Annotated in this window: 4 protein-coding genes and 1 pseudogene; all 5 read left to right on the top strand. The window is 61.9% G+C overall.

From position 1 onward, the window contains the following. Positions 1–115: 115 nt before the first annotated feature. Positions 116–3655, top strand: a pseudogene (locus tag CRD60_RS01825) (acyl-CoA dehydratase activase-related protein); the annotation flags it as partial. A gap of 1566 nt (positions 3656–5221) precedes the next feature. Further along, positions 5222–6493, top strand: coding sequence for a glutamate-cysteine ligase family protein (locus tag CRD60_RS01820; RefSeq protein ID WP_113859582.1), 1272 nt, complete (start codon positions 5222–5224; stop codon positions 6491–6493). Between the two features lie 484 nt (positions 6494–6977). Further along, complete coding sequence (locus CRD60_RS01815; RefSeq protein ID WP_236630781.1) at positions 6978–8777, top strand: ABC transporter ATP-binding protein; 1800 nt, start codon at positions 6978–6980, stop codon at positions 8775–8777. Then, positions 8774–10786 carry an ABC transporter ATP-binding protein gene (locus CRD60_RS01810; protein WP_113859580.1) on the top strand — a complete coding sequence of 671 codons (2013 nt, stop codon included), beginning with the start codon at positions 8774–8776 and terminating at the stop codon, positions 10784–10786. The genes CRD60_RS01815 and CRD60_RS01810 overlap by 4 nt, the downstream gene beginning before the upstream one ends. Before the next feature lie 458 nt (positions 10787–11244). Beyond that, positions 11245–14577, top strand: coding sequence for a mupirocin-resistant isoleucine--tRNA ligase (ileS, locus tag CRD60_RS01805; RefSeq protein ID WP_113859579.1), 3333 nt, complete (start codon positions 11245–11247; stop codon positions 14575–14577). Positions 14578–14669 lie beyond the last annotated feature (92 nt).

Genomic DNA, 14669 nt, shown 5'->3' with positions numbered 1-14669 from the left:
ATCACTGCTCAGTCAGGCTTTTCTGACTGGTCCGCAGACTAGATTGGTGTTCTGAGTATGTGCGTCTGCGACGAGATCCCTGCGACGCTGCCCCATACAGTGAAGAGGTAAATGCATGGTAGATGCGACGAATACCGCCGGATTCGGTGGTAAGGCCAAGGCTCTGCGGGTTGGTCTGGACATCGGCTCGACAACAGTCAAGGCCGTGGTGCTTGACCAGAGCGATGACCTCGACAAGGCCCTATTCTCGGATTACCGGCGCCACAACGCCAATGTCCGCGCAACCGTGGCTGGGCTCCTCAAAGACATCAAGTCCTCACTGGAAGAGCAGGGGAGGACCGACCAGTCGGTCAGACTGGCCATTACGGGCTCGGGTGGCCTGGGCCTGGCCGACGACCTCAGGGTTCCCTTCGTCCAGGAGGTCATTGCGGAGACCCAGGCCATCGACCAGGTCTACCCCCAAGCCGATGTGATCATCGAGCTGGGCGGCGAGGACGCCAAGGTCACCTACCTCAAGCCCACTCCTGAACAGCGTATGAACGGATCGTGCGCCGGAGGTACCGGTGCCTTCATCGACCAGATGGCCACCTTGCTGGATACGGACGCCTCCGGGCTCAACGATCTGGCCAAGACCTACAAGACCTTGTACCCCATCGCCTCACGCTGCGGCGTCTTCGCCAAGACCGACATCCAGCCCCTGATCAACGACGGCGCCGACAAGCATGACCTGGCCGCCTCCATCTTCACCGCAGTGGCAACGCAGACCATCGCCGGACTGTCGGCAGGCCGGCCCATCAAGGGCACCGTCATCTTCCTGGGTGGGCCCCTCTTTTTCCTCTCCGAACTGCGCGAGGCCTTCGCCCGGGCCCTCAAGGGCAAGGTGGATGAGTTCATCATCCCCACCGATGCCCACCTGTACGTGGCCTATGGCTCGGCCCTCCTGACCGGTGACGACAAGGAGCTTGAATCCAACCAGCACTTCGAGACCCAGACGATTGACGAGATCCTGGAGAGCCTGGAGGGCCTCAAGAACAAGCCAGCCGATACGCCCACCATGCCTCCGCTCTTCGAGAGCGAGGAGGACCGCAGGGACTTCGAGGAACGCCACCACCGTGAGCACATCCACATCGGCACCCTGGAGGGGGCCAAGGGGCCCCACTTCCTGGGCATCGACGCCGGGTCCACCACCATCAAGGCGGTCCTGGTCAACGATGATCGGGAGATTGTCTGGTCCTCCTATGCCACCAATGAGGGCAGCCCCCTGGATGCGGCCATCGAGATCACCAAGGAGATTCAGGGCGAGCTGCCGGAAGGCGCCTACATAGCCCGGTCCTGCGCCACCGGCTACGGGGAGGGCCTGATCACCACCGGTCTGCACCTGGACGAGGGCGTGGTCGAGACCATGGCCCATTACCGGGGGGCCGAGATGGTCAGCCCTGGCGTCACCTCGGTCATCGACATTGGTGGGCAGGACATGAAGTACCTGGCCATCAACAACGGGGTCATTGATTCCATATCAGTCAACGAGGCCTGCTCTTCGGGCTGCGGCTCCTTCCTGCAGACCTTCGCCCAGTCCATGGGCCTGACCATCCAGGAATTCACCAAGGCGGCCCTCAATTCCGACCATCCGGTCGACCTGGGCTCGCGCTGCACGGTCTTTATGAACTCCTCGGTCAAGCAGGCCCAAAAAGAGGGCTCCTCCATGGAGAACATCGCTGCCGGCCTGTGCTATTCGGTGGTTCGTAACGCCCTCTACAAGGTCATCAAGCTGAGGGATTCTGGAGATTTGGGCGACACCGTCGTGGTCCAGGGTGGCACCTTCCTCAATGATGCCGTCCTGCGCGCCTTCGAGCTCCTGACCGAGCGCCAGGTCACCCGCCCCAACATCGCCGGTCTCATGGGTGCCTTCGGCGCGGCCCTGACCGCCCGTATGCACTATGTCGACGCCGCCGAGGACGACCCCCAGGCCCACCATACCGTCTCCTCCATTCTGTCGGGTGAGGAGTTGGACGGGCTTTCCATGACTTCGGAGCGTGATGTCTGCAAGCTCTGCCAGAACCGCTGCAAGCTGACCATCACCACCTTCCAGGACGGTTCCCGCTACGTGACCGGCAACCGGTGCGAGCGCGGCGGCGATGCCACTAAGCAGCGTTCAGACCGGCCCAACCTCTATGACTACAAGTACAAGCGCTGCTTCGCATACCGGCGACTGACGGACAAGAAGGCCACCCGTGGGGCCATCGGCATTCCCCGGGTGCTCAACATGTACGAGAACTACCCCTTCTGGTTCACCCTCCTGACCTCCCTGGGATTCAAGGTCATGATCTCGGGCCGTTCAAGCCATGATCTCTTCCAGTCCGGGATTGAGTCCATCGCCTCCGAGAACATCTGCTATCCGGCCAAGCTGGTCCACGGCCATATCAAGTGGCTCCTGAACAAGGGTGTCAATACCATCTTCTACCCCTGTGTCTCCTATGAGGAGAACCTGGTGGACGAGGACACCGACAACCACTACAACTGCCCGGTCGTGGCCAACTACCCGGTCGTTATCGAAGCCAACATGCCTGAGCTGCGCAATGAGGGCGTGCGGTACATGCGCCCCTACTTCAACCTGGCCAACCATGAGCTTATGGTCGACCGCATCGTCGAGGAATTCGCCTGGGCCAACGTCTCCCGCGAGGAGGCGGAGGTCGCCGTCAAGGCCGCCTACGGCGAGGACAAGATCTTCAAGAACGATGTCCAGCAGGAGGGCCTGCGCGCCCTGGCCTATATGAAGGAGCATGACTGCAAGGGCATCGTCCTGGCTGGCCGGCCCTACCATGTGGACCCTGAGGTCAACCACGGCATCCCCGAGACCATCTGCTCCCTGGGCATGGTGGTGCTCTCCGAGGACTCCATCTGCGAGCTCAAGCCGGGTGACAAGCTCAACCTGAGTGAATTCCTGAAAGAGGGCGAGGAGGACCCCCGCAAGAAGAACAAGGGTGGCTTCATCAAGTCCGGAGACCGCAAGGTCACCCGGATGCCCCTGCGTGTCACCAACCAGTGGGCCTACCATTCCCGGCTGTACTCGGCCGCCAATTTCGTGGCCTCCTACCCCGGTCTGGAATTGGTCCAGCTCAATTCCTTCGGCTGCGGCATCGACGCCATCACCACCGACCAGGTGTCCGAGATCCTGGCCGACAAGGCCGACGTCTACACCCTCCTGAAGATTGATGAGGTCTCCAACCTGGGTGCGGCCAAGATTCGTCTGCGCTCCCTCAAGGCCGCCATCGAGGAGCGTGAGGCCAGCAAGGCCCGGATGCTCAAGGAGGGCCAGTCCAGCGCTGTGCCCAACAAGCTCGATCAGCCCGTGGACTCCGATGCGCAAGCTAAGGAGGAGGCGGCCCGTGTGAGGCGCCAGGAGGAGATAGCACAGGCCGAGGCCAAGCTTGCCGAGGCCAAGGCCCAGTTGGCTGCCGCCCAGAAGGCCGTCGAGGAGGCCCAGCAGCGCAAGGAAACCGCCGCTGAAGCCGTTGATCTTGACAACCCCCAGCCGGTTCAGGGCGAGTTCCGCAAGACTGGTTCCGAGGCTCCCACTCCGGGCCGTCAGGTCCTGCTGGATTCGGTCATGTCCGCCAACCCCAAGCTCACCGAATCGGTCAAGGACGCCTCGCGCAAGGCCAAGGGCAAGTCCGGTCAGGCCGGCAAGGGGCAGGAGCAGGGTGGTCACAACGCGGCCACCATGTCCAAGTACGCCAACAAGATTCCCTTCGGCAAGTCCATGCGCAAGGACTACACGATCGTGGCTCCCCAGATGAGCCCCATCCACATGTCCCTGGTTGAATCCGTCATCCGCTCAGGTGGCTACAAGTTCGACGTCCTCAAGGTGGCCAGTCATGAGGATGTGGAGCTGGGCCTCAAGTATGTCAACAATGACGCCTGCTACCCGGCCATCATGGTGGTCGGCCAGCTGGTCGACTCCATAGTCCAGGGCAAGTACGACCCCGACAAGGTGGCCTTGGCCATCACCCAGACCGGCGGTATGTGTCGGGCCACCAACTACTTCGGCCTCATCCGCAAGGCCCTCATTGATGCCGGCTACCCCCAGGTTCCGGTCATCGCCCTGTCCACCCAAGGCATCGAGGACAACCCCGGCTTCACCGCCACCCCAACCCTCCTGCACCGGGCCATGAAGGCCCTGATCATCGGGGATCTCCTGCTCAAGTGCCTCATGCGTGTGCGGCCCTACGAGGCCAAGGAGGGCTCGGCCAACGAGCTCTACCGCACCTGGGACACCATCGTGCGCGAGACCCTGGAGCACCACGGCTATTCCAAGACGGCCAAGGCTGTGATCGGCAAGGGCTACCTGCCCTACCAGACCATCCTCAAGGAGATTGTCAAGAGCTTCGACGCTCTGCCCCTCCAGCATATTGAGCGCAAGCCCAGGGTTGGTGTGGTAGGGGAAATCCTGGTCAAATACCATCCTGACGCCAACAACCATCTGGTGGATGTGATCGAGTCCCAGGATTGCGAGGCTGTGGTCCCCGGCATCATGGAGTTCATGACCACCAGGCCCTACATCACCGACTGGAACGAGAAGCACCTGGGCATGGGCGGCAACAAGTCCGCCTACGCTCTCATGCGTTGGGGCCTGGACCGCTACCTGAACCCCGTACGCCGGGCCATTGATCTGGCCGACGGCAAGTTCAGCCAGGACCTGCCCATGCCCGAATTGGTCAAGAAGGCCGCAGAGGTCACGTCCGTGGGTGTCCAGGCCGGTGAGGGCTGGTTGCTGACGGCCGAGATTCTGGAGCTCATCGAGTCCGGCTGCCCCAATGTGGTCTGCGCCCAGCCTTTCGCCTGCCTGCCCAACCATGTGACCGGCCGAGGCATGTTCGGCAAGATCCGCAGGCTCCACCCGGAGGCCAACATCGTCTCGATTGACTATGATCCCGGGGCCTCCCAAGCCAACCAGCTCAACCGCATCAAACTCATGATCGCGGCGGCCAAGAAGGCCCATCAGCAGCTGACCTCGGCCGACTGATCCACCTGTTCGTGAATGCCCAGGGTTCCCGCCAAGTGACGACCATCCTCTGGCGGGAACCCTCTGCCATAGCATCCCTACTGTGGGAGCTGGCTCCAGCGGTACCGGCCAGATGGGCCTGGGCAGGTCTCGGGCCTGGGATCGCTAGAGGAGCCATCAGTGCCGTACCGGCTGCCAGCAGCCAGGGAAGAAGGAACATTGCATACCCCACGAGTCTCCTACGCCCATCTGGGAGCCAAGGTCAACAGCAAGCATGTTGACAGCCTCCTGACCTTCTTTCAGGAGGGCGTCAAGCCAGCGTCGAAGGACCGCTATGGTGTGGAGATTGAGCATCTGCCGGTTCTCCATGGCAGCGACCTGTCTGTTCCCTACCAGGGCGAGGCTGGTGTCAAAGCCCTGTTGATGGCCCTTCGTCCATACTACCAAGCCGATCTCGAGTATTGGGAGCGGGGGCAGCTGCTGGGGTTGGGGCGGCCGGGCATCAGTATATCCCTGGAACCGGGCGCCCAGGTCGAAGCCTCCATAGGGCCCCTGGACCAGGCCGACCAACTGACCGGCATCTATGAGGACTTTCGCAGGGAGCTGGACCCCCTGGCTGATGGGCTGGGCTTCCGTCTGGTCACCTATGGCTACCAGCCCAGGAGCAGTTTTACCGATATCAAGGTCATCCCCAAGAGCCGTTACCAGTCCATGACCCAATACCTGGGTGCCCAGGGGCAGTTTGGACTCTGCATGATGCGCTGCTCCGCCTCCACCCAGGTGTCAATCGACTATCGGGATGAGGCCGATGCCATAGCCAAACTCAGGCTCGGCAGCGCCCTGGGGCCGATACTGGCCTTGTTCTTCAGGAACTCTCCCTATTTTGAGGGCCAGACCAATCCCTACCCCCTCCTACGCCAGCGAATATGGGACTTCACCGATTTTCAACGGACCAACATCATCCCCGGCCTCTTCGATCCGCGGTTCTCCTGGGAGGATTACGCCATCGACGTGCTCGCCACCCCGCTCATGGCCCTGGACCTGACCCATACGCCGGAGGCCGTTGGACAGTCAGCATCCCAGCTCCAGCGGTCCGCCTTCAGGGAGAACGCCGCAGATGTCTACCCCGACCGACGGCTCAACGACTATGAGGTCCGGCACCTCTTGTCCACCCATTTCAACGATGTTCGGCTGAAGAACCTGGTGGAATTGCGCCACTGGGACTCCTTGCCCATAGACAGAGCCCAGGCCTTGACCAGTCTGGTCGGTTCATTGTTCTATGACCCGGACCGATTCAGGCCGCTGGCTGATTGGAGTCAAGGCCTGAGTGAGGCTGATGTCTTTGCGGCCAAGGCAGACATCCAGGCGCACGGTCCCCGCAGCCACCCCTATGGCAGGGATATGGACCAGTGGCGTGACCTTCTTGCGGTGCCCCAGATTCAGGAGCCAGGGTCCTCGGATCCCGACCACCCAGGGGTGGCCCAGCATTGAGTTGAGACCAGGCCGACATGGGCTGAACCTCCTCGACTATTCGGCCTGAAGCTGGGAGACAAGGGCTACGGCGGAACCCTATGCCATCAGTGGGCTGTGTCTGTCGGGGTCTTGCGCTTAGAGGAATCACTATGGCAGAGGTGTGTCGAGAGTATCATGTCAAAGGACCTTTGGCGGTCTGCCAGGCTCTTTGGCCCATCAGCCGAATTCGTCGGCCCATCCGCACGACCACAGGTTTCCTTGCTCCAGCCATGCTGGTCAAGGACCAGGTGAAGAATGTCAGAGGATGGATAGGGAAGCTTTTCCCGAACATATGGGTACAGCCAGTCGGGTTATATTTTAGACCGGTGAACCCTTGCGGGCCTTGGCTGGACGGGATTGAGGCAGCCGGGTGATCCATCATCGAACCATCAGCATAGGGTGTAGCACACCATGAGCAAAGAGGAGGGACGCAGTGAGCGAATCCAACGCGACTGAAGTCGCCATACGTGAGCGGGAGGAAGCCGAGGTCAAGCCCACACATGTGGTGCGCACGTTGTTGAAGAGCTTGCGCGAATACACCAAGGCCAGTTGGCTCGCGCCCGGGTTCGTTTTCGTTGAGAGTGTCCTGGAGATAGTTATTCCGACCATCATGGCCCTACTTATTGATCAGGGAGTCTCCGGGCAATCCATGCCAGCCATCGTCAAGTTCGGTCTGATTCTGCTCTGCTGCTCGACGGTGTCGCTCTTTTGCGGTCTGATGTCCGGTAAGTATGCGGCCATTGCCTCCTCAGGTTTCGCCAAGAACCTCCGCCATGACCTCTTCGACCAGGTCCAGCGCTTCTCCTTCACCAACATCGACCGCTTCTCGACGGGTTCCATCATCACCAGGCTCACCACTGATGTGACCAACCTGCAGAACGCCTACCAGATGATCATTCGCGTGGGCGTGCGTGCCCCCATCATGGTGATTGTGGCATGGCTCTTCTCCTTCCGCATCAGCCACTCCATCTCCCTGGTCTTCCTGGCCGCCATCCCCATCCTGGGTGTCGGTCTGATCGGCCTTTTCGTTTACGTCCACCCGATATTCGAGCGGGTCTTCCATACCTACGACCGGCTCAACAGCGTGGTGGAGGAGAACCTGCAGGGCATTCGCGTGGTCAAGTCCTACAACCGTGAGGACCATGAGAACCAGAAGTTTGGCCGCATCTCCACGGCCATCTACAACTACTTCTGCAGGGCCGAGAAGATCATGAGCTTCACCGTTCCCCTCTTGAACTTCTGCATCTATGCCTCACTGATCCTTATTGCCTGGCTGGGCGCCAAGCAGATCGTGGCTTCCGGCAACAACGCCGCCCTGGGCCTGACCACCGGTGACCTGACGGCCCTGGTGACCTACGCCCTGCAGATCCTCATGGCCATGAACATGGTGGCCATGATCGTGGTCATGGTCATCATCTCCCAGGCCTCGGCTGAACGTATCTGCCAGGTGCTCCAGGAGGAGAGCACCGTCCAGGATCCGGCCAACCCGGTCATGCAGGTCACTGACGGGTCCATCGACTTCGACCATGTCTACTTCCGCTATTCCGACCAGTCGGAGAAACCGGTCCTGGACGACATCGACCTGAAGATCGCCTCCGGTCAGACCATCGGCATCGTGGGCGGCACCGGTTCGGCCAAGTCCAGCCTGGTCCAGCTCATTCCCCGCCTTTACGACGTCACCTCCGGCTCCCTGAAGGTCGGTGGTAAGGATGTTCGCGAGTATGACCTGGAGGTTCTGCGCGACCAGGTGGCCATGGTCCTGCAGAAGAACATCCTCTTCTCCGGCACCATCGCCGAGAACCTACGTTGGGGCAATCCCAATGCCACGGACGATGAGCTGCGCCATGCCTGCATATTGGCCCAGGCCGATAGCTTCATCCAGGAGTTCCCCAAGAAGTACGACACCTACATCGAGCAGGGAGGCTCCAACGTCTCCGGTGGCCAGCGTCAGCGGCTCTGCATAGCCCGTGCCCTCCTGAAGAAACCACGGATCCTGATCCTGGACGATTCCACTTCGGCCGTAGACACCAAGACCGACCAGCTGATCCGCCAGGCCTTCTCCAGTGAGATTCCCGATACGACCAAGATCATCATCGCCCAGCGGGTGGCTTCGGTCCAGGACTCCGACATGATCATCGTCATGGACGAGGGGCGAATACTCGACACCGGCACCCACGAGCTGTTGCTCAAGAGCTCCGACGAATACCGGTCCATATACGAATCCCAAACCAACAAGCAGGCCCAAGGAGATGATCTTCAATGAGTGCTCAGACATCCAAGCAGGAGCGGCCAGCCATGAGCAAGGCAACGCCGGGCACCACCAAGCGACTGTTCGGCTACATTCTCCACTACAAGTGGCGTGTTGCCATCATCGTGCTATGCATCGTCCTTTCGGCCGCGGCCCAGGCCTCCTCGGCCCTCTTCCTGCAGACCCTGATTGACCATTACATCCTGCCCCTGGTCGGGGAGGCAAACCCCAAGTGGGGTCCGCTGGTCCAGATGCTGGTCCTGATGGGTTGCCTCTACTTGGTCGGTACCCTGGCGGCCTGGCTCTGGTCCTGGCTGGTTGTCGGTGTGGAGCAGGGGACCCTCAAGGACATCCGAGACCAGATGTTCGCCCACCAGCAGCTCCTGCCCATCAAGTACTTCGACACCCACGAGCATGGCGACACCATGAGCCGCTACACCAACGACACCGACACCTTGCGCCAGGCCATCTCCCAGTCCTTCCCGCAGATGTTCTCCTCAATCATCGCCGCCTTGGCCGCCCTGATCTCCATGCTCTGGCTCTCGGTGCCCTTCTCCCTCTTCACCCTGGCCTTCACCGCCCTCCTGCTCTTCGTGGTGCGTAAGATCGTCAGCCGGTCCGGCCGCTTCTTCGTCAAGCAGCAGCAGGAGCTCGGCGGGGTCAACGCCTTTGTGGAGGAGGCTGTGGGCGGCCAGAAGGTTATCAAGGTCTTCAACCATGAGGATGCTGCCGCAGCGACCTTCGCTCACAAGAACGAGGCTCTCTTCGAGGCTTCGGCCGAGGCCAACACCTACGGCAACATCACCATGCCGGTCGTGGGCAACATGGGCTACCTGCTCTATGTGCTCCTGGCCATCTTCGGTGGTCTGGCCGGCATCGCAGGCTGGGGCAACTTCGGCCTGGGCGGTGCGGGCACCCTGACCCTGGGCACCCTCATCTCCCTGCTGACCCTCTCGCGCTCCTTCATCAACCCCATCGGCCAGGTCTCCATGCAGTTCAACATGGTGATGATGGCCCTGGCCGGCGCCTCCCGGATCTTCGCCCTCATGGACGAACCCGTGGAGACCGACGGTGGTTCCGTCGAGCTGGTTTCCGTTGAAATCGGCCCCGACGGCCGCACCATGACCGAGTGCGACCGGGAGACCGGCCACTGGGCCTGGAAGCGGGCCGCCGACGATGATGGCACCCGTTCCCTCCTGGCAGCCGAGAAACTTCAGGGCGATGCCCGCGAGGTGGCCCGCAAGGCCAAGGAAGTGGCGGTGACCTCGCCGGATGGGCGCTACACCCTACTCAAGGGCGATGTGCGTTTCACCGACGTGACCTTCGGCTATAACCCGGATAAGCCCGTCCTCCACGACATCACCTGGTTCGCCAAGCCCGGTCAGAAGATGGCCCTGGTCGGCGCCACAGGCGCAGGCAAGACGACCATCACCAACCTGATCAACCGCTTCTACGACATTCAGGAAGGCCAGATTCTCTACGACGGCATTGACGTGAAGAACATCAGGAAGCCCGACCTTCGCCGCTCCCTGGGCATCGTCCTACAGGACGTGAATCTCTTTACTGGCACTGTAATCGACAACATCCGATACGGCCGCCTGGACGCCAGCGACGAGGAGTGCATCGAGGCAGCCAAGCTGACCAACGCCGACTCCTTCATCCGCATGCTTCCCAAGGGCTACCAGACCGTGCTGGAGGGTGACGGCTCCGGTCTGTCACAGGGTCAACGCCAGCTGATCTCCATCGCCCGTGCCGCTGTTGCCGACCCGCCCGCCATGATTCTGGACGAGGCCACGTCGTCGATCGACACCCGCACCGAGGAGGTCGTCCAAAAGGGTATGGACGCCTTGATGAAGGGCCGCACCACCTTCGTTATAGCCCACCGCCTCTCCACCGTACGCAACTCGGACGTCATCATGGTCCTGGACCATGGCCGCATCATCGAACGCGGCAACCATGAGGAGCTCATCGCCCAAGGCGGCGAGTACTACCAGCTCTACACCGGCAAGCTGGAACTGGAGTAGCCGCCGACGGTCAGTCCACGACCCACCCATGCCGGGCCTGATCGCCAACTGCGGAATATCGGACACAAGTCGCTTGAAACTGTCCGATATTCCGCAGTGTGCGTATGTGGGGTTGTGTTGATGGACCAGGGCAGGGGCTTGGCTTGTTGGCGTGTTAGTATGTGGGGCAGTTGGGCGATGATCCGTTATCAGCGGGGAGCTTTCGGAAGAACGGTTACGGCGGCAGATGCCGCGGTGGCTTACTAGAACCGACGGGTGGGCCCGAGACAGCCCGACTTGAGAGGTCGCGTGGCCTGAGTGCAGCGGTTGGCTAGCCAGTTGCTGTGCGGTCAGGGAACATGCGGCAAAAGAGGTGGTACCGCGGTGGCGGCAGGCTCACAGGCCCGGCCATCGTCCTCGCCAGTAGTAGTGTCAGATGACCGTCTGATACTGACGGACTCAGAGCGAGGAGAGCAACGGTGAGTGAATCCACCCAAGCACACGTCTACCCGAAGGCCAGCACCGGCGAAGGCAAGGGGCTGGTAGCCCCCAATCCCAGCTTCCCCCAGCAGGAGGAAGCGGTTCTGGGCTATTGGGATGCTGATGACACCTTCAACAAGTCCGTGGACCAGCGGCCCTCCGGCGACAACAGCAGCAACGAGTTCGTCTTCTTCGACGGCCCGCCCTTCGCCAACGGCCTGCCCCACTATGGCCACCTCCTGACCGGCTATGCCAAGGACGTGATCCCCCGCTACCAGACAATGAAGGGCCGCAAGGTCAAGCGGGTCTTCGGCTGGGACACCCACGGCCTGCCCGCCGAGCTGGAGGCCCAGAAGGAGCTGGGCATCGAATCGGTTGACCAGATCGAGGAGATGGGTATCGCCAAGTTCAACGATGCCTGCCGGGCCTCGGTCCTCAAGTACACCCAGGAATGGAATGACTACGTCCACCGCCAGGGCCGCTGGGTCGACTTCGACCATGGCTACAAGACCCTTGACATCCCCTACATGGAGTCGGTCATGTGGGCCTTCAAGCAGCTCTACGACAAGGACCTGGCCTACCAGGGCTACCGGGTCCTGCCATACTGCCCCAAGGATCGCACCCCCCTGTCCGCCCACGAGCTGCGTATGGACGCCGACGTCTACCAGGACCGCCAGGACACCACAGTCTCCGTGGCCGTCAAGCTACGCGACGAGGACGATGCCTATGCCGTCTTCTGGACCACTACTCCCTGGACCGTTCCCACCAACTTCGCCATCGTGGTCGGCGCGGACATTGACTATGTGGAGGTCCGCCCCAGCCAGGGCAAGTTCGCCGGCAAGAAGTTCTACCTGGGCAAGGCCCTGCTGGGCCACTACGAGAAGGAGCTGGGTGAGGACTACGAGATGGTCCGTGAACTCAAGGGCTCCGACATGGTCGGCTGGCGCTACTGGCCGGTCTTCCCCTACTTCACTGGTGACCAGGCCATGGCCGATGGCGGCGTGCCCGGGCCTGAGGCCTACCAGATCTTCACCGCAGACTATGTCGACACCGCCGAGGGTACCGGCCTGGTCCACCAGGCCCCCTACGGCGAGGACGATATGAACACCCTCAACGCCAGGGGCATCAAGTCCACTGACGTCCTCGACGAGGGCTGCCGCTTCACCGCCGCCTGCCCCGACTATGAGGGCTCCTACGTCTTCGATGCCAACCTGCCCATCCTTCGTAACCTTCGCGCCGGCGACGGCCCCCTGGCCCAGGTCCCCGAGGAGCGCCGGGCCCTCCTCTTCCAGGAGAAGTCCTACGTTCACTCCTACCCCCACTGCTGGCGCTGCGGCACCCCGCTGATCTACAAGCCCGTCTCCTCCTGGTTCGTCTCCGTCACCAAGATCAAGGACCGGCTCCTGGCACACAATCAGGAGATCAACTGGATTCCCGACAACGTCAAGGACGGCCAGTTCGGCAAGTGGCTTGCCAATGCCCGCGACTGGTCCATCTCCCGCAACCGCTTCTGGGGCTCACCCATTCCCGTATGGGTCTCGGATGACCCTTCCCACCCCCGCGTGGACGTCTACGGGTCCCTGGAACAGCTCAAGGAGGACTTCGGCGACTACCCGCGTGACGACAAGGGCGAGGTCAACATGCACCGGCCCTACATCGACCGGCTGACCCGCCCCAACCCGGACGACCCCACGGGCAAGTCGACCATGCGCCGGATCTCCGATGTGATGGACTGCTGGTTCGAGTCTGGCTCCATGCCCTTTGCCCAGTTCCACTACCCCTTCGAGAACAAGGAGTACTTCGAACAGCACTTCCCGGCCGACTATGTGGTCGAGTACATCGGCCAGACCCGCGGTTGGTTCTATGTCTTGCACGTCATGGCCACGGCCCTGTTTGACAAGCCCGCCTTCAAGAATGTCATCTGCCACGGCATCGTGCTCGGCGACGACGGCCAGAAGATGAGCAAGCACCTACGCAACTATCCGGATGTCAACGGGGTCTTCAACGACTACGGTTCGGACGCCATGCGCTGGTTCCTCATGAGCTCGCCCATCCTGCGTGGCGGCAACCTGATCGTCACCGCCAATGGCATCCGCGACACGGTGCGCCAGGTCTTGCTGCCGGTCTGGTCCTCCTACTACTTCTTCACCCTCTACGCCAATGCGGCCAAAGGCGGGCAGGGTTATCAGGCCCGCTGCGTCAGGTCTGAGGAAGTCGTGGGACTGCCAGCCATGGACCGCTACCTGCTGGCCCGTACCCGGCGGCTGGTTGCAGGGATGGAGCAGTCCCTGGATGACTTCGCCATTGCGGACGCCTGCGCCCAGGCCCAGGACTTCATCGACCTCTTGACCAACTGGTACATCCGCAACACCCGAGACCGTTTCTGGAAGGAGGACGAGCAGGCCTTCAACACGCTATATACGGTCCTGGAGGTCTTCACGCGGGTGCTGGCACCCCTGGCCCCCATGGAGGCCGAGGCTGTCTGGCGGGGGCTGACCGGCGGCGAATCGGTCCACCTGGAGTACTGGCCCTTCCTGACTGACCCCAAGAGCGGCAAGGCCACCGAGCTGGGGGAGGCCCTGGCCGACGATCCGGCCCTGGTGGCGGCCATGGAGAAGGTGCGTGAGGTCGTCTCCGCCACCCTGTCTCTGCGTAAGTCCGAGCAGGTTCGCGTTCGTCAGCCCCTCTCCAAGCTCACCGTCCTGGTCGATGACCCCCAGGCCGTCTGTGATTATGAGGGTATCCTGAAGACCGAGCTCAATGTCAAGGCCATCGAGTTCTCCACCCTGTCCGAGGCCGCCAAGCACGGGCTCAAGATCATCAACGAGCTCAAGGTCAACGCCCGCGCCGCAGGTCCTCGCCTGGGCAAGCAGGTCCAGTTCGCCATCAAGGCCTCCAAGACTGGGGCCTGGCACATGGATGCGGACAGTGGCCAGCCGGTCGTGCAGACCCCCAACGGCGACCTGGCCTTGGAGCCGGGGGAGTACGAGCTGGACAACCGGGTTGAGGAGGCCGACGAGGCTGATTCCTCCAATGCGGTCTCCGCCGCCCTGGTCACTGGCGGCTTCGTGATCCTCGACACCAGGCTGGACGACCAGCTCCTGGCCGAGGGTTACGCCCGCGATGCCATCCGCGCCGTCCAGGACGCCCGTAAGGAGGCCGACCTGGACATCTCCGACCGGATCAGCCTGGTCCTGACCGTGCCCGCAGCGGAGGCTTCCAAGGTCGAGCTCTTCCGCGACCTGATCTCCTCCGAGACCCTGGCCACCAGCCTGGAGGTCAAGGCTGATGACGCAGCCCAGGAGTTGACGGCCATGGTCGCCAAGGCCTAGCGCATAGCTGCACATCTCAGTGGCCGGACCGGTTCCGATAAACCGGTCCGGCCACTGTGTGCTTCTTGGTTGCATCGCACGCTCCTACCCGC

The organism is Bifidobacterium aemilianum (assembly GCF_003315635.1).
Classification (GTDB): Bacteria; Actinomycetota; Actinomycetes; order Actinomycetales; family Bifidobacteriaceae; genus Bifidobacterium; species Bifidobacterium aemilianum.
Note: the sequence above shows the minus strand (reverse complement) of the source record. Positions and strands in the feature narration are given on the sequence as shown.